The following is a 25,137-nucleotide window of genomic DNA, read 5'->3' as shown; positions in this document are numbered from 1 at the left end:
GATATGACCGACAACACCGAACTTCCCGTGAAAGACCAGGCCGCGCACGATGCCGCGGCGAAGGTCGCCGATTATGAGCATGGCTGGTCCTCGGCGATCGAGACCGACTTCGCGCCCAAGGGGCTGACCGAGGATACGGTCCGCTTCATTTCAGCGAAGAAGAATGAGCCCGAATGGATGCTCGACTGGCGGCTGAAGGCGTTTCGTCATTGGTTGACGATGGAGACGCCCGACTGGGCGAAGCTCAACGTGCCGCCGATCGATTATCAGGACGCTTATTATTACGCGGCGCCGAAGCCGAAGCCGAAGCTCTCCAGCCTCGACGAGGTCGATCCCGAGATTCTCGAAGTCTATAAAAAGCTCGGCATCCCGATCGAGGAGCAGAAGGTTCTCGCCGGGGTCGAAGGCGCGCGCAAGGTCGCGGTCGATGCGGTGTTCGACAGCGTCAGCGTCGCGACAACCTTCCGCGAGGAACTGAAGCGTGCGGGCGTCATCTTCCTGTCGATTTCGGAGGCGATCCGCGAATATCCCGAGCTGGTGAAAAAGTGGCTCGGCAAGGTCGTGCCGATGCACGACAATTATTTCGCGACGCTCAACTGCGCGGTCTTTTCGGACGGGACGTTCGTTTATGTGCCCGAGGGCGTGCGCTGCCCGATGGAACTCAGCACCTATTTCCGCATCAACGCCGAAAATACGGGGCAGTTCGAACGGACGCTGATCATCGCCGACAAGGGTGCCTATGTCTCGTACCTCGAAGGCTGCACCGCGCCGATGCGCGACGAGAACCAGCTCCACGCCGCGGTGGTCGAGCTGGTGACGCTCGACGATGCCGAGATCAAATATTCGACGGTGCAGAACTGGTATCCGGGCAATGCCGAGGGGCTGGGCGGCATCTATAATTTCGTGACCAAGCGCGCGCTGTGCCAGGGGAAGCGCAGCAAGGTGTCGTGGACGCAGGTCGAAACCGGCTCGGCGATCACCTGGAAATACCCGAGCTGCGTGCTCAACGGCGACGACAGCGTCGGCGAATTCTATTCGGTCGCGGTGACGAACAATTACCAGCAGGCCGACACCGGCACCAAGATGATCCACAATGGCAAGCGCACGCGCTCGACCATCGTTTCGAAGGGGATCAGCGCGGGCAAATCGAACAACACCTATCGCGGGCTGGTGCGCGTCGCGCCGAATGCCGAGGGGGTGCGCAACTTCACCCAGTGCGACAGCTTGCTGCTGGGAAGCCTCAGCGGCGCGCACACCGTGCCGTACATCGAAATCCGCAATCCCTCGGCGCAGGTCGAGCATGAAGCGACGACGAGCAAGATCAGCGACGACCAGCTCTTCTACGCGATGCAGCGCGGACTGGGGCAGGAAGAGGCGGTGGCGCTGATCGTCAACGGCTTCGCGAAGGAAGTGCTGCAGCAGCTGCCGATGGAGTTTGCGGTCGAGGCGCAGAAGCTGCTGGGGATTAGTTTGGAGGGGTCCGTGGGGTGAGACAGGCCGCTACCTTCTTAGTCTTGCTCTCGGTTTTCTCAAGCGGATGCGCAAGCTCAGGCAATCGCGATGAGTTGCGTTGGATCAATCTAAGGAATGGATCCGGGCCACATGCCGCATGGGCACAATGTGTCGACCTACGTTCGAGGGCATATGTTGACCGGGACAAGCCGGCTTCTCCTCCACCTTGGTTTAAAGGCGCTATTCCGGGCCAGCCGAAGGTCGTCTTCAGCTGGGTCCTGTCTGACTGCTCGGATAAGATGGTAGGTCCAGGTTGGGATGATCTCCCACCGAAAGAATTGGGACGATTGTTGGGCGATGCCTACAGGCAATTCAACACCGCGTCGTCCGTCCAAGCACTAGAACCAGAGGACTTCGGCCCAAACGTTGAGGAAATATGATGCTTCAAATAGATAACCTCCACGCCACCGTCGCCGACAAGCCGATCCTGAAAGGTCTGTCGCTCAGCATCAATGCGGGCGAAATCCATGCGATCATGGGGCCCAATGGCGCGGGCAAGTCGACACTGTCCTACGTGCTCGGCGGGCGGCCCGGTTATGAGGTCACCGAGGGCTCGGCCACTTTCGAGGGTCAGGACCTGCTCGACATGGAGCCGCACGAGCGCGCCGCGGCGGGGCTGTTCCTGGGGTTCCAATATCCGGTCGAGATCCCCGGCGTGTCGAACGTCCAGTTCCTGCGCGAGGCGCTCAATGCACAGCGCAAGGCGCGCGGGCTGGAACTGCTGTCGGGCGGCGACTTCCTGAAGCTCGCGCGCGAGAAGGCGGGGCTGCTCAAGATGGACATGGACATGCTCAAGCGCCCCGTGAACGTCGGCTTTTCGGGCGGCGAGAAGAAGCGCAACGAGATGGTGCAGATGGGGATCATCGACCCCAAGCTCGCGATCCTCGACGAGACCGACAGCGGCCTCGACATCGATGCGCTGCGTACCGTCGGCGACGGGATCAATGCGATCATGCGGCGCCCCGACAAGGCGGTGTTGCTGATCACACACTATCAGCGCCTGCTCGACTATGTGCAGCCCGATTTCGTGCATGTGCTGGCCGCCGGCCGGATCGTGAAGTCGGGCGGGGCGGAACTGGCGCGCGAGCTGGAAGAACATGGTTATGCGGAGATCGCGGCTTGACCATAAGCGCCCTCCCCTCGCGCCGCGACGAAGCGTGGCGTTATAGCGACATCGACGCGGTGACCGCGGCGTGGCCGTTGCCCGCGCCCGAGAGCATCATCGTGCCCGCGGGCGGCAAGTTCGCGCGCGCGATCGTGCAGGACGCGGGCGACATCCGGCAGATCGAACTCGTGCTCGGCAAGGGCGCTGCCGCGTCGCTGCATGTGCTCAACATTGGCGGCGCTTATGGCCGTATCGAACTCAATGTAATCCTGCACGAAGGCGCCGATTTCCATCTCGGCGCGGCGCAGATCGGCGGCGGCGAGCAGAATCTCGAGATCGTCACCACGGTCATGCACGCCGAACCCGGCGCGACGTCGCGGCAGGTCGTGCGCTCGGTGCTCGGCGGCACCGCGACCGGCACCTATCTCGGCAAGGTCGCCGTCGCGCGCGACGCGCAGCAGACCGACAGCGAGCAGGATGTGAAGGCGATGCTGCTCGACCGCAGCGCGACCGCCAACGCCAAGCCCGAACTCGAAATCTTCGCCGACGACGTCAAATGCGCGCATGGCTGCGCGATCGGCGAGCTCGACGCAATGGCGCTCTATTATCTCCAGTCGCGCGGGCTGCCGCCGGGCGAGGCGAAGAAGCTGATGCTCCAGGCGTTTGTCGCGGGCGTGTTCGACGGCGCTGAAGACGAAGCTGCGTTGCAGGAACTGGCGCTGGCGAAGCTTGGGGAATTGGTGTGAGCGTCGCGGCGGCCACCAACATGCCCTCCCCTAGCCCCTCCCGCCTGAGGGAGGGGGACATCAGGGCCGACTTCCCCGGCCTCACCCCCGGCTGGCACTATCTCGACACCGCGGCGACCGCGCAGAAGCCGCAGGCGGTGATCGACGCGACGGTGAATGCGATGGGCCGCGACTATGCGACGGTGCACCGCGGCGTCTATGCGCGCTCGGCCGACATGACGCTCGCCTATGAAGCAGCAAGGCGGCGGATCGCGGCGTTTATCGGCGCGCGCGAGACCGAGATCGCATTCGTGCGCGGCGCGACCGAGGCGATCAATCTGGTCGCTTATTCGCACCCGAAGAAGGGCCGCGTGCTGTTGTCGGTGCTCGAGCATCACAGCAATATCGTGCCCTGGCAGCTTGCCGGCTGGCAGGTCGATGTCTGCCCGCTGACCGCGGACGGCTGCATCGACCTCGATGCCGCCGAGAAGCTGCTGACCCCCGAACATAATATGGTCGCCTTCGCGCATGTCTCGAACGTGCTCGGCAGCCCGCTCGACGTCGCGCGCGCGGCTGAGCTAGCACACCGTGTCGGCGCCGAACTGCTGATCGACGGCTGTCAGGCGGTGCCGCGCCTTCCCGTCGACGTCGCGGCGCTCGGCTGCGACTATTATGTTTTCTCGGGGCACAAGCTTTACGGCCCCACCGGCATCGGTGTGCTGTGGAGCGACAAGCTCGACGCGCTGCCGCCCTGGCAGGGCGGCGGGTCGATGATCGACCGCGTGACCTTTGCGAAGACGACCTATGCCCCCGCCCCCACGCGTTTCGAGGCGGGCACCCCGGCGATTATCGAGGCGATCGGGCTCGCAGCGGCGGTCGACTATGTCGAGGCGCTGGGCATCGATGCGATCCACGCGCATGAATGCGCGCTGGTCGGCACGCTACGCGAGGCGCTCGCGCGCAAGAACAGCATCACGCTTTTCGGTCCAGAAAACAGCGCCGGAATCGTGAGTTTTGCGATGGCGGGGGTTCATCCGCACGACATCGGCACTATCTTGGATGAAAGCGGGGTCGCGATCCGCGCCGGGCACCATTGCGCGCAGCCGCTGATGGAGCATCTGGGCGTCGCCGCGACCGCGCGCGCGAGTTTTGGCGTTTACAGCAATGACGACGATGTGGCGGCGCTGATCGATGGCCTCGCCCGCGTCGAGAGGATTTTCGGATGAGTGAGGACCGGATGATCAAGGTCGAAGAAGTGGAAAGCGTCGAAGCACCGCCGAAGGCACGCGTCGAGGACGTCGAGACGGCGCCCGAAAAGCTCGAGCGCAAGCGCGACTATCTCGAAGGCTTTCTTGCGGCGAAGCCTGCCGCGGTCGATCCGCATGCGGTCGGCGGCGATCTGTACGAAGCCGTGATCAACGCGCTCAAGGACATCTACGACCCGGAAATTCCGGTGAATATCTATGACCTTGGCCTGATCTATAATGTCGAGATCAACGACGGCCATGCGCTCGTCACGATGACGCTGACGACGCCGCATTGCCCGGTCGCGGAATCGATGCCCGCCGAGGTCGAACTGCGCGTCGGCGCGGTCCCCGGCGTCGGCGATGCCGAGGTCAATCTTGTCTGGGATCCGCCGTGGTCGCCGCAGAATATGAGCGACGAGGCGCGGCTGGAGTTGGGAATGCTGTGAAACAGACCCATATCAATTTTCCGTTCGCATCGAGCGAAGTCGAGATGCCCGTCGGCCGTGCATGCCTTCGGGGTGTCTCGACTTCGCTCGACACGAACGGCGAAAGGAACGGATTGTGACTGAAACGAAGACCCGCGCACGCCCCGCCGCCGTCGCCCTCACCGCCGGCGCCGAAGCGCGCATCGCGAAGCTGATGGCGGCCGCGCCCGAGGGCGCGATCGGCGTGCGCCTGTCGACGCCGCGCCGCGGCTGCTCGGGGCTCGCCTACTCGGTCGATTATGTCACCGAAGAGGTGAAATTCGACGAGAAGATCGAGACCCCCGGCGGCGTCTTCTACATCGACGGCGCGTCGGTGCTCTACCTGATCGGCAGCACGATGGACTGGGTCGAGGACGACTTTGCCGCGGGCTTCGTGTTCGAAAATCCGAACGCCAAGGGCGCGTGCGGCTGCGGCGAGAGCTTTACCGTCTAGGCGCGCATTTCCGCGCCAAATCTGCTATAATGCCCCTGTTGAAGCAGGGGCATTGTCATGGTTCGTGCCTTCTATCTGGCCTATGCGGCCATATGCTACGCGATATTCTTCGCGACATTCCTGTGTCTTATCGGATTCGTCGGCAATCTCCCCGTCGTCCAGCCGACGGTCGATTTCGCGCGCGCGGCGGAGCCCGCGACGGCGGTCGCGATCGACATCGCGCTGATCGCGCTGTTCGGCATCCAGCATAGCGTGATGGCGCGGCCCAGCTTCAAGGCCAGGTGGACGCATATCGTTCCCGCCACGATCGAGCGCAGCACCTATGTGCTGTTCGCCAGCCTCGCGCTGATCCTACTGATGCTGTTCTGGCACGAGCTGACCGCGCCGGTCTGGACCGTCACCAATCCCCTCGGCGCCGCGATCCTGTGGGCGCTGTTCGGGCTCGGCTGGTTGATCGTCCTCTTCAGCACCTTCCTGATCAATCATTTCGAGCTGTTCGGGCTGCAGCAGGCGTGGTTCGCGCTGCGCGAGCGGGCCGCGGCGCCGCCGGTGCTGCGCCAGCCGCTCTTCTACAAATTCGTGCGGCATCCGCTTTATGCGGGCTTCTTCCTCGCCTTTTGGGCGACCCCCGCGATGACCGCGGGGCATCTGCTGCTCGCCGTCGGCCTGTCGATCTATATGCTGATCGCGATCCGGCTGGAGGAGCGCAACCTGATCGACACCTTCGGCGCCGACTATGTCGCGTATCGCGAGACGACGCCGATGCTGGTGCCCGGCACCGGCGGGCGCCGGCGCGCCTAGCGGCAGACGGTCCAGCCCGCCGTGCGCGCCGCCATGTCGATATGGAAATGGTCGGCGTGCGCGCGATTATAGTCGGGCGACAAGATGGTGCTGAACAGGCCGCAGCTTTCGTTGCGAACCTCGTGCAGGAACTCGCTGCGCTTGTCGCCCGGCGCCCAGTCGTTGATCAGCGAAATGCGCGTGCCGTCGGCGAGGACGAAGGCCGAGATGTCGATCGCATTGGCGGTCGAATGCTGGCTCTGCGCCTGCTCGCCCGCGATCTTGCGGCAATTATAGCTGCCGAGATTTTCGAGCTCGACCACCTTTTGCCCGAAATGCCTGCGCGCGAGCGGCTGGACGACGTCGCGGTTCCATAGCGCCATCGCCGCGGTCACCGCGCAGCCCGGCGCGACATTCGCGGGCCGCATCGTCGGCACGAAGCGGTCGCCGGTCAGGATCATCCGCTGGCTCGCGCGGCACGCGCCGGTGCCGATCGCCGGCCGCCGGAGATAGCCGGCGCCCGCGCGGTCGAGGGCGGCGAAGCAGGCACCGTCGTCGCTCGCCAGCGCCACCAGCTTGCGGTTTGTCGCCCAGCCCTGCGGATGCGCGAGTTCGAAGGGTGTGCCCGGAATATGCTCGGGATGATCGCGCACCCACTGCATGCCAATGATCGCGCCGAGGGTCAGCAGCACCGCGACGGCGAACCAGATCAGATAGGGGCGGAGAGTCTTCATCGTGTCCGTTCTGCGTGCCGCAAATTACCGCTTGTTGAAAGCGCTTTGCGGCTCGATAGCGTTCCCGGTGGCAAAACGCTCGATCCTGATCGTCGGCGGCGGCACCGCGGGCTGGCTCACCGCCGCCTATCTCGCGCGCTTTTTCGACCTGCCGCGCAATCCGCGCCTGTCGATCACGCTGCTCGCGTCGGACGAGATCGGCAGCATCGGGGTCGGCGAGGGCGCCTTTCCGACGATCCGCAATACGCTGCAATTCATCGGCATCGACGAAAGCGCGTTCGTGCGCGCGACCTCGGCGACCTTCAAGCAGGGCATCCGCTTCGACGACTGGGTGCGCACGCCCGCCGGGGGCCAGTCGAGCCATTATCTGCACCCGTTCGAGGCACCCTATCATGGCGACGGCTACAGCCTCGTCTCCTACTGGCTGCTCCAGGATGAGGCGACGCGGCGGCCGTTCGCCGAGGCGATGACGATCCAGAACCGCGTCGCCGAGGCGCAGCGCGCGCCGAAGCGTCCCGGCGAAGGCGAATTCACCGGCCCGCTGAACTATGCCTATCATTTCGACGCCGCGCGGCTCGCCGAGGTGCTGTCGGCGGAAGCGCGCGCGATGGGGGTTACGCACCTCAGCGGCACGCTGACCGGGGTCGGGCTCGATACGACGAGCGGCGCGATCGACCATGTCGTGACCGCCGAGCATGGGACGCTGGCCGCCGACCTCTATATCGACTGTTCGGGTTTCCGCGCCGAATTGATCGGCGGCGCGCTGCAATCGCCGTTCAAGGGCGTGCGCGACCAGCTGTTCACCGACCGCGCGCTCGCGTGCAAGCTGCCCTATGACCGCCCCGACGTGCCGATCGAAAGCTATACGATCGCGGCGGCGCACGAGGCGGGGTGGACGTGGGACATCGGCCTCGCCGGCGCGCGCGGCATCGGCTGCGTTTATTCGAGCGACCATATGAGCGACGAGCGCGCCGCCGAAATCCTCGCGGCCTATACCGGCGGGCGAAGCCATGACGTCAACGTCCGCTCGATCCCGTTCGAGGCGGGGTATCGCCCCGCGTCATGGGTGAAGAATTGCGTCGCGGTGGGATTGTCGGGCGGCTTCCTCGAACCGCTCGAATCAACGGGGCTCGTGATGATCGAGACCGCGGCGGCGATGATCGCCGAGATGTTTCCGCTGAACGGCCCGGTCGGCGCGCCCGCGCGGCGCTTCAACGAGCTGATGGCGGCGCGCTACGACAACACGATCAATTTCCTGAAGCTTCATTATTGCCTGAGCCGGCGCAAAGAGGTCTTCTGGCGCGACAATGGCGACCCGGCGTCGATCCCCGACCGTTTGCGGGAATTGCTCGACGAGTGGCGCTATCGCCCGCCGGGGCGCTTCGATTTCATCCTCGACCTCGAAAGCTTCGCCTTCTTCAATTACCAGTACATCCTCTATGGCATGGAATATCGCACCGACCTGTCGCCGGTGCGCGAGGAGTTTCCCGACACCGCCGAGGCCGAGCGCATCTTTGCGAGGATCAGGAGCTTTGGCGACCGCGCCGCGAGCGAGCTGCCCGCGCACCGCGCGATGATCGATCAGATCAACGCGGGTGCGGCCTACACCTGACACCCCGTTCGTCATCCCGGCGTAGGCCGGGATCTCGCCTTCGTATCCTAACGCGCCGTGGAGATCCCGGCCTACGCCGGGATGACGATTTAGGGCATAGTTGCAGCGCGGGGACCTTGTCAGACGGGATTGGCGGCCAGCCGTTCGGCAGGTTGCGGCTCATCGGGGCCGTCGGTGCCGAGCTGGCCGAGTTCGCCCGTCTCGCGCGCCTTGCGGCCATAGACGAATTCGAACAAAGGCCCCGCCATCACCGTGGTGATGATTGCCATCAAGACCATCATCGAAAAAAGCGTCGGCCCGATGATGCCCTTTTGCAGCCCGATGTTGATGATGATGAGCTCCATCAGCCCGCGCGCATTCATCAGCGCGCCGATGCCGAGCGCGGTGCGATTGTCCTCGCCCGCGATCCGCGCGGCGAGCCAGCAGGCACCGAACTTCGCCGCGATCGAGACGAGCAATATGCCGAGCGCGAGCGCGAGCAACGTCAGGCTGTTCACCGTGTCGAGCCGCGTATTGAGCCCCGAGTAGGTGAAGAAGACGGGGACGAGCAAGATGGTGATCGGGCTGATCTTGCGCTTGATCTCCTCGGTCAGCTTGCCGCGCGGCATGCAGACGCCGAGGATGAAGCCGCCGAACACCGCGTGGATGCCCGCGGCGTCCATGACGAAGGCGCAGAGCGCGAAGAGCATCAGGACGATCGACAGCATCGTATCGCTCATCTCGCCGCGTTCCTCGACGATGCGGCCGAGCGGGACGAGCAATTTGCGTCCGATGAAGAACATGAACAGCGCGAAGCTGAGTCCGCCGATAATCGCGATCAACGCGACGCCGGGACCGCCGCCGAAGGTCGCGAGCACGATCGCGAGCACGCACCACGACACCGCATCGTCGAACGCGCCCGCGGTCAGCGTGAGCGTGCCGAGCGCGGTGTTCGCAAGACCGCGCTCGTTGATGATGCGCGCGAGCATCGGGAAAGCGGTGAGCGCGATGCACGCGCCCATGAACAAAGTCGCGCTGCCCTGGCTCAGCCCTTCGGTGAAGAGACCCGGGACGTCGAGCAGGAACGGCGTGATCAACGCGGCGAACAGGAAGGGCGCGACGATGCCCGCCGCCGACACACCCATCGCGCTCTTCGCCTTCGACTGGAAATGGTCGAGGCGGAGCGTGGTGCCGACGAGGAACATGTACAGGCCCACCCCGACCTGCGCGCAGACGTAGAGGATGCTCCGCGTTTCCTTGGGGAACAGCGCCGCCTGGAATTCGGGAAAGAAGAGGCCGAAGAGCGAGGGGCCGATGAGGACGCCCGCGATCATTTCGCCGACGACCTGCGGCTGCCCGAGGAATTTCTTCGCGGCCCAGCCGACGGCGCGACAGACGATCAGGATCACCGCGATCTGAAGGAAGAAATGGATGCTGAAATCGGTTGGCGTATAGCTCGCCGCAGAATTGACCGCCGGGCCGTGCGCGCCGAGGACGTCGCCGATCGCGCGGAGCAGTTCATCGAACATATTGGATACCAATTTCCCTCTCCCACCCGTGGCGTCTGCGATCTGGTTTACGTCGCTGTTCGCCGGTTTCCGGCATCAGGAGACATGAAAGCGCCGCGAGCGCAATGGCGAGTCCGCGATTGGGCGCGCCCGCGGCTGCCGATTTCCCGGCCCCCGATCATTTTTGTTGCGGGGCGGTAACAGTGTAGTAATGTACCTACATGTGAACGATCACAATATGCCTTGATTTTGCATCAGCGAGGGTGGTCATGAAGCGCGTCACGAGCCGCGAACTCAATCAGGATGTTAGCCGCGCGAAGCGATTCGCGCTCGTCGAACCGGTGTTCGTCACCGACCGCGGGCGGCCCACGCACGTACTGATCAGCATCGACGCCTGGCGCCAGCTCAGCGGCGAGCGGGAGAATATGGCGCAGTTGCTCGCCGCCCCGCCCGGCGACATCGCGCTCGACCGTGCGTATCTGCGCCGGGCGCTGGACGGGCGCGGCTGATGTTCCTGCTCGACGCCGATATATTGTTCGACCTGCGCCACGCGCGCGCCGACGGCGACGGCGCGGGGTTGGCGGGATGGGCGCAGCGCACCTCGCGGCAATCGATGTTCCTGTCGGCGCTCTCGCTCGTCGAGCTGGAAAATGCCGCCGCGCTTGCGGCGAAACAGGGGAAGACGGCGGCCGCGGCGTGGCGTGACTGGATCGACGCGCAAGTGCTGCCCGCGTTCGAGGGCCGCGTGCTGCCGGTCGATCTGACCATATCGCGCCGCCGCGCCGCGCTGCCGCTCGAAAGTGACCGCGATGCGCTACTCGCCGCGACCGCGCTCGAACATGGGCTGACCTTCGTCACCTATCGCGGCGCGGCGTTTCGCGGCGCGCGGCTGAAACTGCTCGACCCCAGCCGGATCGCCGCCGATGCGGGCGAGGATAGCGACTGGCGCGAAGCGACGCGCACGCGGTCGCCGTGGATCCGGAGCCTGTTTATCCGGGGGTGAGAAACGGTTGAAGACTTCGCGGGCGATCTGGGAGAGGGATCGCGGTTTTCGACCGGTTGCGGACCTTCTCTTTCATCGTCACCCCAGACTTGATCCGGGGTCCCGCTTGAGGTCGAAGCCAGCCGATGCCCCCCAAAAAAAAGCGGGATCCCGGATCAAGTCCGGGGTGACGAAGAGAAAGGAAGCAACGGCAGTTTCCCACCCCAAAAGTCGTCGTTCGCGCCTTACGCTCAGGCGGCCATCAGCACCGGCCATGGGTCGTCGTCGTTGGCAGCGGGCTTGCGCGTATCGGACCGGATCGGACGGCTTCGTCGCGCACGCGCGCGGAGGCGCCCGAGCGGCGCCAGCAGCGCCGCCATGCGGACCGCGACCCAAGCTTTCATCGACCGGACGCGCGCGAAGGTCGACAGGGCCCATGTCGCGATCATCGCGTCGACATAGGCGGTCATGTCCCATGCGAGCGCCACCGCGAGTTCGGCGGGCAGCACGGCAGCGTAAGCCTGGATGGCGAACAGGCCCACGACCAGGAAGAGGATATGCTTGCGCTCGAGCCGCTCGACGAGGCGGATCGGCTCCTCCACCGTGAAGCGGTGGAGCCAGCGCGCGGCGCCGGTGCCCGGCGCAAACAGCATCACGGCGATCAAGCCCGCCAAAAACAACGCAAAAACCATCCCTGCCCCTCCCGTCCCCGAAAGTCAGGAGATAGGTCGCGCCGCCGCGCAAACAAGCGGAGCGCGGCGGGTCAGGTTACAGCGGAACGAAACTCACCGTCAGCCCGTCCTTCGGCCGCGGGATCGGCAGCACCTGCCATTCGGGGGCATAGCCGTCGGCGACGGTGATCCGGTGCGTCGTGATGACGTGGTGGAAAAAGATCTTCGCCTGCATGTAGGCGAAGTGCAGCCCGAGGCACATATGCGCGCCGCCGCCGAAGGGCACCCACGCATATTTGTGCCGCGCGCGCGACACCTCGGGCGAAAAGCGCATCGGGTCGAACTTCGCAGGCTCGGGCCAATATTCTTCCATCATATGCGTAAAGGCAGGGCTGACGCCGACCGAGGTGCCCGCGGGGATGCGGTAGCCGCCATATTCGAAATCCTTGAGCGCACGGCGCGGGAAGCTCGGCACGGGGGGCACGAGGCGGAGGGCCTCCTTGAACGCCCATTCGGTCATTTCGAGCTGGCCGAGGCTGTTGTGCCCGACCCCCTCGCCCGCCGGCGCGACGGCGAGCATTTCTTCGCGCAATTTGTCCTGCCATTCGGGGTTGCGCGCGAGTTCCCAGACGAGCGTCGTGATCGAGCTGGTGATCGTGTCGTGCGCCGCCATCATCAGGAAGTTCATATGGTCGACGATCGCCTCGACGCTCATATGATCGCCATTGTCGTCGCGCGTGCGGCAGATCTGGCTGAACATGTCCTCGCCCGTGCCGTCGCGCCGCTCCGGCACCATCTTGCCGAAATAATCGACCAGATAGGCGCGCCCCTTGGCGCCGCGGCCCATCGCGGTGAAGGGCAAGGGCACGCGCACGACGCCGATCGACGCCTGGACCATGTCGACGAAGGCCTTGTTGACCTTGTCCGCCTCGGGACCCCAGGGGATGCCGAGGAAGCTGGTCGCAGCAAGGTCGAGCGTCAGTTCCTTGATCGCCGGATAGAATTTGAACGTCTTGCCGCTCCACTGGCCGATGCGGTCACGGATTCCCTCGTTCAGCGAGTCGGCATAATGACGCATCGGTTCAGGCTTGAACGCGACCGAGAGCACTTTCCGGTCGGCGCGGTGCTTTTCAAAATCCATCAGCATCAGCCCGCGCGGGAACAGCAGGTTGAGCACCGGTCCCCAGCCCTGTTCGGATGAGAAAATCTTCTCGCGGTCGAACATCACGAGCTCGTTCGCCTCGGGACCGTGGAGCGCGACGCTGCGCCCGCCGAAGCTGTTGCTCCGATAGATGCGGCCATATTTGGCAACCATGCGGCCCGCGAAGCCGGGATAGTCGCGTAATTGGTCGAGCGTGGTGCCGAGCACGGGCAGCCCGTCCTCGCCGGGGATATGGTCGAGCGTCGTGCCGGGGTTGCGCGGCAGCCAGTGCTTCGTGTCGGGGCCGAAACGCTTTTCGGACCATTGGCTCGTCGGCTGAATATTCGCGGGCGCGTTCATCGGGTCAATCCTCGTCCATTCTGCTTTGTCCAGATGCGTAACGGACTACTGACACTGATGCAAGTAACGCTTTGACGGGTGCGGGACAGCATTCACCGCAAATTCAACTCGACTCGTGCAAACAAGCGGCCAAGGTGACGGGTCGCAACCGTTGGACCCAAAAGGACAAAGCTATGGCGAAGAGTTTGAAGCGCCCCCTCTCCATCGCGCTCGGCGTTCTCGCGACGACGACGCTTGGCGGTTGCTATTACGGCGATGTCTATGGGGCGAGCTATGCGTCGGGCGGCGACTGTTCGTCGCGCTATGGCGACGCCTATTATGATTATGACGGTTATGCCTATGACGATGGCTATGGTTACGACTGCTACGATGGCGCCGATTATGGCAGCGGTTTCGCGCAGATCGGTTTCGGCGGCGGCTGGTACGACGATTATTATTATCCCGGCTATGGCATGTGGATGTTCGACAATTACCGCAACCGCTACCCGCTGCGCGACCGATATCTGAACTATTGGGGCGGGCGCCGCGCCTGGTGGAAGCATCATGGTGGGCGCAACGACTGGAAGCCGGGGCGCCCCGGCGGCTGGAACCGCGGCGATCACGACGGGCGTCCGGGCGACGGCCGCCCGGGCCGACCCGGCGGCTGGAACCGCGGCGACCGCGACCATGACGGCCCGCGCGGCACGCGTCCGGGTCGGCCGGGCGACGGCGCGACCGGAACGCCGCCGGTCACCGGCAATCCGGGGCGCCCCGACCGCGGCGACCGCCCGGGCCGTGGCGGCTGGAACCGCGGCGACCGCGACCATGACGGCCCGCGCGGCACGTGGCCCGGCCGCAATCCGGCCAACCCGGGCACGCCGCCCGCCACGGGCAACCCCGGCCGTCCCGATTGGGGCGCAGGGCGCCCGGGTCGTCCCGACCGCGAACCCGGTGCCGGCCGTTCGCGCCAGATCCGCGATGTGATCGCGCCGCGCGACGGCGGAGCAAACCGCCCCCCGCGCGCCGAACGGCCTGCGCCGGCCTATCGCCCGCCCGCGCCGCAGCCGGCGCCGGTGGTGCGCAGCGCCCCCGAACCGCGCCCCGCACCGGCGGGGCGCGCCCGCAGCGATCGCGGAAACGACGCGCGCCCCGACTAATATCTAGGCCGGCGGCGCGGCCTGCGTCGCCGGCGTATCCTTCACGCCCGCCGACACGACGGTCGCGGCGACCAGGTCGCCGATGACATTCAGGGTCGTGCGGCACATGTCGAGGAAGCGGTCGACGCCGAGGATCAACCCGATGCCCTCGGGCGGCACCCCGACCGAGGCGAGGATCAGCGCGATCACGGGGAGCGACCCGGCGGGAACGCCCGCGGTGCCGATGCCGCCCAATATGCACACGAGCATCACGACGATCTGCTGCTGAAGCGTCAGGTCGATGCCGAAGAACTGCGCAAGAAAGATCACCGTCACGCCCTCGAACATCGCGGTGCCATTCTGGTTCGCGGTCGCGCCGATGGTGAGCACGAAGCGCGCGACCTTGTCGGGCAAACGCAGCTGGTCATGCGCGACGCGCAGCGCCGTCGGCAGCGTCGCGTTCGACGACGCCGTCGCAAACGCCATCACGAACGCCTCCTGCGTCTGATGGAAGAAGGCGACGGGCGATTTCCCCGCCAGCGTCTTCAGCAGGATGGGAAAGACGATGAACATCTGGAGCGCGAGCGCGAGCAGCACGACGCCGACATAGGCCGACAGGCGGATGATGAGGTCCCAGCCGAACTGCGCCGCGAGGTTGAACATGAAACAGAAGACCGCGATCGGCGCGAGCTGGATGACGAGCCCGATCAGCTTCATCACCACCTCGAATACGCCCTCGATCGCGGTCTTCAGCGCCTCGGTACGCGGGGTACGCACGAGCATCAGCCCGATGCCGAAGAAGAGCGCGAAGAACATCACCGCGAGCACGTCATTCTCGCCCATCGCGGCGAACAGATTGTCGGGGACGATCGCGACGACTGCGTCCATCCCGGTCTTCGCCTCGCCCGCGCGGTCGGCGATGGCTTGCGCGCCTGCCGCCCCCTCGGCCATCAGCGAACGCGCGAGCGCGGGATCGACCCCCGCGCCGGGCTGGATCAAATTGACGACGGCGAGGCTGATGACGACCGAGATCGTCGACACCGCGATCGTATAGACGAGCGTTCGCACGCCGACCGATTTCAGCGCGCGCATCTCGCCCATTTCGGCGACCCCGACGATCAGCGCCGAGACGAGCAGCGGGATGACGAGCATGAACAGCAGGCGCAGGAAAATCTGCCCCAGCGGGCCGGTCACATAGGTGGTGATCGTCTCCACCCACGTGGCGTCCGGTGCGCCATAATGGACCGCCAGCCCGATGAGGAGGCCCGCGAGGAAGCCGACGAGCATGCGCCAGCGCAGCCGCCGCGCCCGCGCTTCGTCGCGGTGCGCCCCGTCGATCGCCGCTGCTTCGGCCATGGCTTCGCTCCTTGCTCGCCCCCGGTTGGGCGGCCCGAAGCCCGCATGTTACGCGTTATCGGCCGCCGGCTTGTTTTCACCCTCCGCTATGTCATCACGAAGATCGAGCCCGCGGGTTCCATGATGCGGTGTATGCGCCGGGGCGTGCGGGCGATCGAGATCGGGCGGTTCGGGCGCTTCGAGCATGCCCTCCCACTTGGTGATCACACTCGTCGCGACGGCGTTGCCGACAACGTTGGTCGCGGTGCGGCCCATGTCGAGGAACTGGTCGATCGCGAAGATCAGCGCGACGCCCTCGACCGGCAAGTCGAACATCGCGAGCGTCGCGGTGATCACCACCAGACTCGCGCGCGGCACCGCGGCGATCCCCTTCGACGACACCATCAAGGTCAGCAGGATCAGGATCTGCTGCGTGATCGACAGCTCGATCCCATAAGCCTGCGCGATGAAGAGCGTCGCGAAGCTCGCATACATCATCGATCCATCGAGGTTGAAGCTGTAGCCCAAGGGCAGCACGAACCCCGAGATGCGGCGCGGCACGCCGAAACGGTCGAGCTGTTCGAACAGCTTGGGCATCGCGGCTTCGGACGAGGCGGTCGAGAAAGCGATCAGCAGCGGCTGGCGGATATAGCGCATCAGCGCGAAGATCCGGCGGCCGAGGAAAATCGCGCCCGCGCCGAGCAGGATGACCCAGAGCACGACGAGCGAGAGATAGAATTCGGTGACCAGCTCGGCATAAGTGCCGAGAATGCCGAGGCCATATTTCGCCACGACCCCCGCCAGCGCGCCGAACACCGCGATCGGTGCGAGGCGCATCACATAGCCGGTAATCTGGAGCATCAGTTCGGCGAGCGCCTCGGCGCCGCGGACGAGCGGCTTGCCCTTGTCGCCGATCGCGGTCAGGCCGACGCCCGCGAACAGCGCGAAAACGAGGATCTGGAGGACATTGTTGTCCGCCATCGCCTGGAAAATATTCTTCGGGAAGACATGCTCGATAAACTCGAACAGATCGAGTTTCTTGACCTCGCCCACCTCGGCGATCGAATGCGCGCCGACGGTGAGATTGAGCCCCGCGCCGGGTTCGAAGAAATTGACCATGATCAGGCCGAGGCTGATCGAAATCAGGCTGGCGAGGATGAACCAGGCGATCGCACGGGTGCCGATGCGGCCGAGCGCCGAGCTGTCGCCCATATGCGCGATCCCCGCGACGAGCGTGCCGAGAATCAGCGGCGCGACGACCAGCTTGATCAGGTTGAGGAAGATCGTCGAAAGCGTGCTGAAGCTGCGCAGCCAGTAAGTGAAGGCTTCGCTGTCGGCGGGGACATAGACCCGCACCAGATAACCGGTGATGACCCCGAGGATCATACCGATCAGAATATAAAACGTCAGGCGATGCCCCATAAATTACTCCCTGTTCCGCCCTGGGCGGATCTTTATGCGAGCCGAGGTAACAGGGTGATGCGCCGCGGGCAATCGCTGGCGGGCCTATCGCGCGGTCAAGGCGTCCAGAAGGCGAGCGCGGCGCAGCCCGCAATACCCGTGAGGATGTTGAGCGGGACGCCGATGCGCACGAAATCCATGAAACGATAGTCGCCCGCGGCATAGACGAGCGTGTTCGTCTGGTAACCGACCGGGGTCGCGAAACAGGCCGAGGCGCCGAGCATCAGTGCGATCAGGAGCGGCTGCGGCGCGACGCCCGTCGCCTCGGCGATGCCGATCACCAGCGGCCCCATCAGCGCCGCGACCGCATTGTTGCTGAGCAGTTCGGACAGCAATAGCGCGGAGAAATAGACGATCGCGATCACCGCCCATTGCGGCGCGCCCGCCAGGATCGGGTCGAGCGCGCCGACCATCAGCGCGACCGACCCCGCCTGTTCGAGCGCCGCGCCGACGGCGAGCATCGCGAAGATCAGGATCAGCACATCGCCGTCGATGCTGCCCCACGCCTCCGACGCGTCGATGCAGCGGGTGAGCAGCACGATGGCGACGCCGATGAAGGCCGCGATGCCGATCGACATCACGTCGGTCGCCGAGAGCAGGACCGCGCAGGCCATCACGAGGATCGCGATCCACGCGCGGCGGCGGCGGAAGGCGGTGACCGACGCCATCGCCAGCCCGATCAGATTGGGGTTGTCGCGCAGCTGCGCGATATTCGCCTCGTCGGCGTCGATCAGCAGGCGGTCGGCGGCGCGGATGCGGTTTTCGGACAGCGTCGGCCCCGGAAGGTGGCGAAAGCGGGTGACGCCGAGGATGCGGACGCGCTGCCGCTGAAGGAAGGGGATTTCAGCGAGCGGCCGGTCGATCGAGCGGTGGCTCGGCGAAACCGTCACCTCGACCACGGTCGATTCGCGCTCGGGACTATCGCCGATGCCGATCGCAAAGCGTCCCTCGCTGCGCAGCGTCATCAGCGCCGCGCCGTCGAGCCGCGCGACGATCCGGTTGCCTGCCGCGAGCCGGTGGTGTTGCGAGTCGTTCCCGGTGATCATGCGCCCGCCCGCGATCACGCCGACAATCTGCGATGGCGCGATGCCGAGATTGGCCGCGTCGAGGGCCATGTCGATGGCGGCATCATCGTCCCGAAGGCCGAGTTCGGTCAGGTAAAGCTGCTCCGCCCCATCGGCCTTTTCAGCGATCCGCGGATAGTCCGACGGCAGGAAGCGCGCCATCACGAGCAGGCCCACGACCCCCGCCGCCGCGACCGCGAGTCCATAAGGGGTGATGTCGAACAGACCGAAGGGTTCGAGCCCCGCCTGTTCGGCGATGCCCGACACGACGAGATTGGTCGAGGTGCCGATCAGGGTCAGGCAGCCGCCGAGCACCGCAATCACCGACAGCGGCATCAGCAATTTCTTGGGCGAGACCCCGAGCGCCTCGGCGAGCCGGAAACAGACCGGCATCATCACGACGACGAAGGGCGTGCTGTTGATGAAGCCCGACACGAGCAGCCCGCCGCCGAACACTTCGACCACCGCGAGGCGCGGGTGCCGCTTGGCGCGGTCGACGACATAATTGCCGACCTTGTCGATCACCCCGGTACGGATCAGCGCGCCCGAGAGGATGAACATCGCCCCGACAGTGAGCGGCGCGCTGTTCGAGAAAACGCCATAAGCACCCTTTTCGTCGAGAAGGCCGAGCGCGAGCATCGTGCCCGCGCCGGCGACCGCGACGACCGAAGGCGAGAAGCGTTCCCAGACAAAGGCCGCAAACATGCCCGCGAGCACGAACAGACCGATAACCGCCTTTTGCTCCGCGATGAAGGCGGCGACGGAGTCCATCAGGCCATCAGCCGTTTTGTGCCCTGTGCAGCAGCTTGTGATCGGCGAGGACGAGCGCCATCATCGCCTCGACCACCGGCGCACCGCGGATGCCGACGCACGGATCATGGCGGCCCTTGGTGACGATGTCGGTCGCCTCACCCGCCTTGTTCACCGTCGGCACGGGAGTCAGAATCGAGCTGGTCGGCTTGAACGCGACGCGCACGACGACCGGCTGGCCGGTCGATATCCCCCCCGCGATGCCACCCGCATTATTCGACAGGAAATCGGGGCGGTTGCTGCCGTCGGCCGCGGGGCGCATCGGGTCGGCATTTTCCTCGCCGCGAAGCCGCGCCGCGTGGAAGCCGGCACCGATCTCGACCGCCTTCACCGCATTGATCCCCATCATCGCGGCGGCGAGGTCGCTGTCGAGCTTGGCATAGATCGGCGCGCCCCAGCCGGCGGGAACGCCGCTGGCGGCGCATTCGATCACCGCGCCGAGCGAGCTGCCCGATTTGCGCGCGGCGTCCATCAGGCCTTCCCAGCGCTGCGCCGCGGCGGGATCGGGGCAGAAAAAGGGATTGCGGCCGATTTCGTCGAGGTCGAAGTTCGCGGGGTCGATCGCGTCGCCGCCGATCTCGGCGACCCAGGCGTGGATCTGCACCTCGGGGATCACCAGCCGCGCAACGCCGCCCGCGGCAACCCGTGCCGCGGTCTCGCGCGCGCTCGACCGGCCGCCGCCGCGATAGTCGCGGATGCCATATTTGGCGTCATAGGCGTAATCGGCGTGGCCGGGGCGATAGGCCTGCGCGATCTCGCCATAATCCTTCGAGCGCTGGTCGACATTCTCGATCATCAGGCTGATCGGCGTGCCCGTCGTCTTGCCCTCGAAGGTGCCAGACAGGATGCGCACCTGGTCGGGTTCCTGCCGCTGCGTCGTGTGGCGCGACTGGCCGGGACGGCGCTTGTCGAGGAAAGGCTGGATGTCGGCTTCGGACAGGGACAGCCGCGGCGGACAGCCGTCGACGACGGCGCCGAGCGCGGGGCCATGGCTCTCCCCCCACGTCGTGAAGCGAAGAACGCGTCCGAAGCTGTTGAAACTCATTGCCCTATCCCATCCGGCCGAATGCGGGTGCGTAATCCGCGCGTCCGCCTAGCGGCCAAGCGGCGTCCGAGTCCAGCATCATCGCCATGAAATGCGGCCCGGCAAAGGGCGACGCGAAGCGCGTCGCGAGGTCGGGAGAATAGCCGAAGCGCGGGTAATAGGCCTCGTGGCCGAGGACGAAGCTGATCGCGACGCCTTGCTCGCGAAGTGCGTCGAGCCCGGCGCGGATCAGCGCATCGCCGATGCCCTGCCCCTGGCTGCCGGGCACAACCGACACCGGAGCGAGGCCGGCGCCCGAAAGCGCGGCACCATCGGCTTCGACGTCCATGCGGCTGAACAACACATGCCCGACAATCGCGCCGCCCCGTTCGGCGACGAGCGACACCAGCGTGTCGCCATCCGCATCGATCATCCGCACCAGTTCGGCTTCGCCCTGATGGCCGAAGTCGGTCCCGGCGAAAGCCGCACGAATGACGCTGTCGATGGCATCGGCATCCGCCGCCGTCGCGGCGCGGATGCCGACTGCGTCAGACAAGCGAGATATCCGGGGCATCTTCCTGCTTCATGCCGACGGTGTGGTAACCCGCGTCGACATGATGCGTTTCGCCGGTGACGCCCGATGACAGGTCGCTGAGCAGATAGAGCGCCGAGCCGCCGACATCGTCGATCGTGACGTTGCGGCGCAGCGGGGCGTTATGCTCGTTCCATTTGAGGATCAGGCGGAAGTCGCCGATCCCGCTCGCGGCCAGCGTCTTGATCGGGCCGGCCGAAATCGCATTCACGCGCACGCCCTGCGGGCCGTAATCGTTTGCGAGATATTTGACGCTGGTTTCGAGCGCCGACTTCGCAACGCCCATGACGTTGTAATGCGGGATCACCTTTTCGGCGCCATAATAGCTGAGCGTCAGCAGCGAACCGCCGCCATTGCCCGTTTCAGGGTCGAAGGGTGTCATCATCGATGCCGCGCGCTTGGCGACCGCGGTGAAGCTGTAGACGCTGATGTTCATCGTCATCAGGAAGTCGTCGAGCGTCACATCGGCATAAGCCCCTCGCAGCGCCTCCTTGTTGGTAAAGCCGATCGCATGGACGACGAAGTCGATCGTCGGCCAGCGCGCGGAAAGCGTCGCGAACGCCGCGTCGAGATTGTCCATGTCGGACACGTCGCAATCGATCAGGAAATCGCATCCGAGCTCGTCGGCGAGCGGCTTGACGCGCTTCAGCATCACATCGCCCTGATACGAGATCGCCAGTTCGGCGCCCGCGCCGTGCAGCGCCTTGGCGATACCCCACGCAAGCGACTTGTCGTTCGCAAGGCCCATAATCAGCCCGCGCTTGCCCTTCATCAGACCCGTCATTTTTCTACTCCAGCCTTTTTGGCTTCAATAATCATATCGTCGACGCGCCCAATAGCGTCGTGGCCCAAATCCTCAACCTCTACCAATGCGGCATTGAGTTCGGCGCCCATCACCATACCCAATCCGACGAGGTAGAAGAAGAAAAGCGCGACCATCACACCCGCGAGGCTGCCGTAGGTTGCGTCATAGCTGAGCAGGCCGGCGAGCAGCGGCGGCAGCGCGAGCGTGACGCCGATCCACCACAAGGTCGTGAACAGTGCGCCCGGCCATTTCGGACATTTTTTCAGCCGGCGGTATTTGGAGGGCGTCAGGCTGTAGAAGAGCATATAGATGGCTAGAAACAGCCCGAAACCCGACACGCCGCGCGAGATCAGGACGACCCCGAACGACTGATATTGTTCGGGCAGCACGCGCGTCACAAACTGTTCGACCCCGACGATCAGCACCTGCATGCTGAACGACAGCAGCATCAGCACGACCGCCCCGGTGATGATACCGATCGACAGCAGGCGATAGTGAAAAAAGCCCTTCGAAAAATGCGTGCCATAGGCGCGGCGGAGGATGTCGCGCACCGTCTCGATCAGGCTGCCGACGGTCCACAGCGCGACGAGCGCGCCGAGCCAGAGGAAGATGCCGGTGCGTGCGGTCATCACTTCGCGAATCGGACCCGACAGCGCCTTGGCGACCGTCGGCGGCATCGTCGAGAAGACCGCCTCGATCGCCCGTTCGCCGCCGACGCTGCCGCCAAAGATCGACAGCGCGGCGGCGAGCAGGATGAAGAAGGGAAAGAGCGCGATCAACGCCAGATAGGCGAGATTGCCCGCATGGATGAAGCCGTCGGTATAGGTGCCGACGACGACGCGGCGCGCGACGCGCCAGGCGCGGGTGCCCGGTCCGAGCTGTTCGCGGCCGCGGTCGATCACGCCCTGTGCGCGGGCGCGCAACTTGACGCGCTTGGCGCGTTCGGCGCGCGCCTCGGGCGAATGCGGCGAATGGCCCTCGGCCAGAAATTCCTTGCCGACCTCGTCGGCCACCTCGCGCTCGAGCGCGGCGACGATCTTTTTCTCGCGGGCGTCAGCCACGCATCACACGCCAAGCTCCGCCCGTACGTCGCGCGGATCGGTCCATTCGGTGAGCAGCTTGATCAGCGCCGCATCGTCGGCGGGCAGGTCGACCATCAGCCGTACGAGCTGGTCGCCGCGGCCGCCGCTTTTCTGGCTGAAACCCTTGCCCTTGAGGCGCATCACCTTGCCCGACGACGAGCCCGCGGGGATCGACAGCATCACCGGGCCATCGACGGTCGGAACCTTGATCTTCGCGCCCTTGACCGCCTCGTTCAGCGTCACCGGCAGGTCGAGGCGGATGTTCGCGCCCTCGCGCTCGTAAAAGGGATGGTCCTTAACCGTGATCGTCACGATCCCGTCGCCGGTGCCCCCCGGCCCCGCCTGCCCCTTGCCCGCCAGCCGCATCTGGGTGCCGGTTTCGACCCCGGCGGGCAATTTCAGGTCGATCGTCGCGCCATCGGCGAGCGCGATGCGCTGCGGCGCCTGCGTCGCGGCGTCGATGAAGCTGACCGACAGGCGATAGGCGACATTGGCGCCCTTTTGCGGCGGCGCGCTGCGCCCGCCGAAGCCGCCGAACGGCCCGCCGCCCGAACTGCTACCGCGGCCGCCGAACAGCCCTTCGAAAATATCGCCGAAATCGGAACTCTCGTTGCCGAAACCGCTGAAACCGCCGGGGCCCGTGCGCTGGTCCCCGCGGGAACCGCCGCCACCGCCATAGCCGAAGGGCATCGCGGGATTGCCCTCGCCGTCGATCTCGCCGCGGTCGAACTGCGCGCGCTTCGTCTTGTCGGACAAGATGTCATACGCCTTGGTGACGTCGGAGAATTTCTCCGACGCCTTCGGGTTGTCCTTGTTCTTGTCGGGGTGCAATTCCTTGGCGAGCTTGCGGTACGCGGACTTGATTTCCGCTTCGCTTGCACTCTTCGCAACGCCCAGGGTGGAATAGGGATCGGCCATTTTGCTCCTGTAGCCCGATAAGTGACTGGGCGTGAAGCCCGATTGCGCGTCGATGTGGTAATGTGCCGCTGCAGGTCAAGTTCCCTCATGATCGCGCTCGACCCTGCACGCCCGGCGCATTATGACCGCGCGGATGAGCGACGATCCCTTTGCCCTGTTCGACAGCTGGTTCACCGAAGCGCGCGCCAGCGAACTCAATGACGCCAATGCGATGGCGCTCGCGACGACGACGCCCGACGGGCACCCGTCGCTGCGCATGGTGCTGCTGAAGGGGCACGGGCCGGACGGCTTTGTCTTTTATACCAATCTCGACAGCCGCAAGGGCGGCGAGCTGGCGGCGAACCCGCATGTCGCTTTGCTCTTTCACTGGAAATCGCTGCGCCGGCAGATCCGTATCGAGGGCGCGGTGACGCCGGTCGATGACAGCGTCGCCGACGCCTATTTCGCGACGCGCAGCCGCGACAGCCAGCTTGGCGCATGGGCGAGCGACCAGTCGCGGCCGCTCGCCGACCGCGAGACGTTCGAGGCGCGCTTCGAGGACATGCAGGCGCGGTTCGAGGGACAGGATGTGCCGCGCCCGCCGCGCTGGTCGGGCTGGTGCGTTAATCCTTCGGCGATCGAATTCTGGCAGGATCGCGCCCACCGGCTGCACGAGCGCACCGTCTTCACCCGCACCGGCACCGGCTGGACGAAAGGATTGCTATATCCATGAGCGCACCCCGCCGCCTGCCGATCACCCAGGTCGATGCCTTTGCCGACCGCCCCTTTACGGGTAATCCCGCCGCGGTGATGCCGCTCGAGGAATGGCTCGACGACGCGACGTTGCAGGCGATCGCGGCGGAGAATAATCTCGCCGAAACCGCCTTTCTGGTGCCCGACGAAAGCGACGAGGCCGATTATGAGCTGCGCTGGTTTACCCCGGGCGTCGAGGTCGCGCTGTGCGGCCACGCAACGCTGGCAAGCGGACATGTCCTGCTGACCGCGGCGCAGTGGCGGAGCGACATGACGTTCCGCACGCGCAAGGCCGGTATCCTGCGCGTCGCGCGGAACGGCGAGGACGACGGATACAGGATGGCGCTGCCCGCCTATACCCCCGCGCCGAAGGCGATGCCCGACATCGTCCGCGCGCTCGGCGGCGATCCGGTCGAGACGATGTGGCACGATGGCGGCTATGCGCTGATCGCCTATCGCGACGCCGCGAGCATCCGCGCGCTCTCTCCCGACCTGCGCGCGCTGAAAGAAGGCGGCGACATCCTCTATATCGCGACTGCGCCGGGCGCCGGCGACCCGTCGGGCGCCGACGTCGTCAGTCGCGCTTTCGCGCCCGGCGCCGGGATCGACGAGGATCCGGTGACCGGGTCGGCGCACAGCGTGCTCACCCCCTATTGGACGGTGCGGTTGGGGCGCGACCGTTTCGCGGCGTATCAGGCGAGCGCGCGCGGCGGGCATGTCGGCTGCCGCCTCGACGGCGACATGGTCGAGCTGACGGGCACCTGCGTCACGACGCTGGTCGGCGACTTCCTCTTATAAGGCTGAAGCCAGCTGGCTTTCGACCAAGGCTGCCGCACCACTTCTTTTCTTCGTCATTCCCGCGAAAGCGGGAACCCAGAGCGGGGCCAGCCGACGGACGCTCTGGGTCCCCGCTTTCGCGGGGATG

Annotated in this window: 25 protein-coding genes; 13 read left to right on the top strand and 12 right to left on the bottom strand. The window is 65.5% G+C overall.

Features of this window, described 5'->3' with window-relative positions:
• Window positions 1-3 precede the first annotated feature (3 nt).
• From sufB to mddA, 7 genes are all read left to right on the top strand, one after another.
• Window positions 4-1,491, top strand: coding sequence for a Fe-S cluster assembly protein SufB (gene sufB / locus J2X38_RS05790; protein ID WP_310252155.1), 1,488 nt, complete (start codon window positions 4-6; stop codon window positions 1,489-1,491).
• Between the two features lie 400 nt (window positions 1,492-1,891).
• Window positions 1,892-2,635 (top strand): Fe-S cluster assembly ATPase SufC, encoded by a 744-nt coding sequence (gene sufC, locus J2X38_RS05785; protein ID WP_310252718.1) that lies wholly within the window; start codon window positions 1,892-1,894, stop codon window positions 2,633-2,635.
• Window positions 2,632-3,363 carry a SufD family Fe-S cluster assembly protein gene (locus J2X38_RS05780; RefSeq protein WP_310252153.1) on the top strand — a complete coding sequence of 244 codons (732 nt, stop codon included), beginning with the start codon at window positions 2,632-2,634 and terminating at the stop codon, window positions 3,361-3,363. Before sufC ends, J2X38_RS05780 begins: the two co-directional genes overlap by 4 nt.
• Window positions 3,364-3,383: 20 nt before the next feature.
• Window positions 3,384-4,568: a cysteine desulfurase gene (locus J2X38_RS05775; RefSeq protein WP_310252716.1), complete on the top strand. Its 1,185-nt coding sequence runs from the start codon at window positions 3,384-3,386 to the stop codon at window positions 4,566-4,568.
• Complete coding sequence (locus tag J2X38_RS05770) at window positions 4,565-5,035, top strand: SUF system Fe-S cluster assembly protein (protein ID WP_310252151.1); 471 nt, start codon at window positions 4,565-4,567, stop codon at window positions 5,033-5,035. The genes J2X38_RS05775 and J2X38_RS05770 overlap by 4 nt, the downstream gene beginning before the upstream one ends.
• A gap of 112 nt (window positions 5,036-5,147) precedes the next feature.
• Window positions 5,148-5,507 carry an iron-sulfur cluster assembly accessory protein gene (locus J2X38_RS05765; RefSeq protein WP_310252714.1) on the top strand — a complete coding sequence of 120 codons (360 nt, stop codon included), beginning with the start codon at window positions 5,148-5,150 and terminating at the stop codon, window positions 5,505-5,507.
• 57 nt (window positions 5,508-5,564) lie between these two features.
• Entirely contained in the window at window positions 5,565-6,308 is a 744-nt protein-coding gene (gene mddA / locus J2X38_RS05760) for a methanethiol S-methyltransferase (RefSeq protein ID WP_310252149.1), read from the top strand.
• On the opposite strand, the gene J2X38_RS05755 is transcribed toward mddA, so the two are convergent.
• Window positions 6,305-7,021, bottom strand: coding sequence for an extensin family protein (locus J2X38_RS05755; RefSeq protein ID WP_310252147.1), 717 nt, complete (start codon window positions 7,019-7,021; stop codon window positions 6,305-6,307). The genes mddA and J2X38_RS05755 overlap by 4 nt on opposite strands.
• Window positions 7,022-7,088: 67 nt before the next feature.
• Between J2X38_RS05755 and J2X38_RS05750 the strand changes: the two genes are divergently transcribed.
• Window positions 7,089-8,633: a tryptophan 7-halogenase gene (locus J2X38_RS05750; RefSeq protein WP_310252145.1), complete on the top strand. Its 1,545-nt coding sequence runs from the start codon at window positions 7,089-7,091 to the stop codon at window positions 8,631-8,633.
• A gap of 119 nt (window positions 8,634-8,752) precedes the next feature.
• On the opposite strand, the gene J2X38_RS05745 is transcribed toward J2X38_RS05750, so the two are convergent.
• Window positions 8,753-10,141, bottom strand: coding sequence for a cation:proton antiporter (locus J2X38_RS05745; RefSeq protein WP_310252143.1), 1,389 nt, complete (start codon window positions 10,139-10,141; stop codon window positions 8,753-8,755).
• A gap of 248 nt (window positions 10,142-10,389) precedes the next feature.
• On the opposite strand from J2X38_RS05745, the gene J2X38_RS05740 reads away from it, so the two are divergent.
• Both J2X38_RS05740 and J2X38_RS05735 read left to right on the top strand, forming a co-directional pair.
• The gene (locus tag J2X38_RS05740) at window positions 10,390-10,629 is read left to right on the top strand and encodes a type II toxin-antitoxin system prevent-host-death family antitoxin (RefSeq protein WP_058536599.1); all 240 of its coding nucleotides are present in this window, start codon (window positions 10,390-10,392) and stop codon (window positions 10,627-10,629) included.
• Window positions 10,629-11,123, top strand: a complete 495-nt coding sequence (locus J2X38_RS05735) for a PIN domain-containing protein (protein ID WP_310252140.1) — start codon at window positions 10,629-10,631, stop codon at window positions 11,121-11,123. The genes J2X38_RS05740 and J2X38_RS05735 overlap by 1 nt, the downstream gene beginning before the upstream one ends.
• A 230-nt stretch (window positions 11,124-11,353) precedes the next feature.
• On the opposite strand, the gene J2X38_RS05730 is transcribed toward J2X38_RS05735, so the two are convergent.
• A complete protein-coding gene (locus tag J2X38_RS05730) occupies window positions 11,354-11,794 on the bottom strand; it encodes a hypothetical protein (RefSeq protein ID WP_310252139.1) in 441 nt (146 codons plus the stop codon).
• Between the two features lie 76 nt (window positions 11,795-11,870).
• Complete coding sequence (locus J2X38_RS05725) at window positions 11,871-13,274, bottom strand: cytochrome P450 (protein WP_310252137.1); 1,404 nt, start codon at window positions 13,272-13,274, stop codon at window positions 11,871-11,873.
• 173 nt (window positions 13,275-13,447) lie between these two features.
• Here J2X38_RS05725 and J2X38_RS05720 point away from each other — a divergent pair, with 173 nt between their 5' ends.
• A complete protein-coding gene (locus tag J2X38_RS05720; protein WP_310252135.1) occupies window positions 13,448-14,410 on the top strand; it encodes a hypothetical protein in 963 nt (320 codons plus the stop codon).
• 3 nt (window positions 14,411-14,413) lie between these two features.
• On the opposite strand, the gene J2X38_RS05715 is transcribed toward J2X38_RS05720, so the two are convergent.
• The 8 genes from J2X38_RS05715 to J2X38_RS05680 form a co-directional block, all read right to left on the bottom strand.
• A complete protein-coding gene (locus J2X38_RS05715; protein WP_310252133.1) occupies window positions 14,414-15,745 on the bottom strand; it encodes a dicarboxylate/amino acid:cation symporter in 1,332 nt (443 codons plus the stop codon).
• Between the two features lie 48 nt (window positions 15,746-15,793).
• Window positions 15,794-17,146 (bottom strand): dicarboxylate/amino acid:cation symporter, encoded by a 1,353-nt coding sequence (locus J2X38_RS05710; RefSeq protein ID WP_310252131.1) that lies wholly within the window; start codon window positions 17,144-17,146, stop codon window positions 15,794-15,796.
• Between the two features lie 95 nt (window positions 17,147-17,241).
• Window positions 17,242-19,020, bottom strand: coding sequence for an SLC13 family permease (locus J2X38_RS05705; RefSeq protein WP_310252129.1), 1,779 nt, complete (start codon window positions 19,018-19,020; stop codon window positions 17,242-17,244).
• A gap of 7 nt (window positions 19,021-19,027) precedes the next feature.
• On the bottom strand, window positions 19,028-20,104 hold the full coding sequence (gene aroC / locus J2X38_RS05700) for a chorismate synthase (RefSeq protein ID WP_310252127.1): 1,077 nt from the start codon (window positions 20,102-20,104) through the stop codon (window positions 19,028-19,030).
• Window positions 20,105-20,108: 4 nt separating this feature from the next.
• Complete coding sequence (locus tag J2X38_RS05695; protein WP_310252125.1) at window positions 20,109-20,639, bottom strand: N-acetyltransferase; 531 nt, start codon at window positions 20,637-20,639, stop codon at window positions 20,109-20,111.
• Window positions 20,632-21,459, bottom strand: a complete 828-nt coding sequence (gene fabI, locus J2X38_RS05690) for an enoyl-ACP reductase FabI (protein ID WP_058536607.1) — start codon at window positions 21,457-21,459, stop codon at window positions 20,632-20,634. The genes J2X38_RS05695 and fabI overlap by 8 nt, the downstream gene beginning before the upstream one ends.
• Window positions 21,456-22,541: a YihY/virulence factor BrkB family protein gene (locus J2X38_RS05685; protein WP_082639924.1), complete on the bottom strand. Its 1,086-nt coding sequence runs from the start codon at window positions 22,539-22,541 to the stop codon at window positions 21,456-21,458. Before J2X38_RS05685 ends, fabI begins: the two co-directional genes overlap by 4 nt.
• 3 nt (window positions 22,542-22,544) lie before the next feature.
• Window positions 22,545-23,480 (bottom strand): J domain-containing protein, encoded by a 936-nt coding sequence (locus J2X38_RS05680; RefSeq protein ID WP_310252121.1) that lies wholly within the window; start codon window positions 23,478-23,480, stop codon window positions 22,545-22,547.
• A gap of 133 nt (window positions 23,481-23,613) precedes the next feature.
• Between J2X38_RS05680 and pdxH the strand changes: the two genes are divergently transcribed.
• Both pdxH and J2X38_RS05670 read left to right on the top strand, forming a co-directional pair.
• The gene (gene pdxH / locus J2X38_RS05675) at window positions 23,614-24,192 is read left to right on the top strand and encodes a pyridoxamine 5'-phosphate oxidase (RefSeq protein WP_310252119.1); all 579 of its coding nucleotides are present in this window, start codon (window positions 23,614-23,616) and stop codon (window positions 24,190-24,192) included.
• Complete coding sequence (locus tag J2X38_RS05670; RefSeq protein WP_310252117.1) at window positions 24,189-25,010, top strand: PhzF family phenazine biosynthesis protein; 822 nt, start codon at window positions 24,189-24,191, stop codon at window positions 25,008-25,010. Before pdxH ends, J2X38_RS05670 begins: the two co-directional genes overlap by 4 nt.
• Window positions 25,011-25,137: the final 127 nt, after the last annotated feature.

The sequence above is a fragment of the Sphingopyxis sp. BE235 genome, from assembly GCF_031457175.1.
In the GTDB taxonomy this organism is placed as follows: domain Bacteria; phylum Pseudomonadota; class Alphaproteobacteria; order Sphingomonadales; family Sphingomonadaceae; genus Sphingopyxis.
Note: the sequence above shows the minus strand (reverse complement) of the source record. Positions and strands in the feature narration are given on the sequence as shown.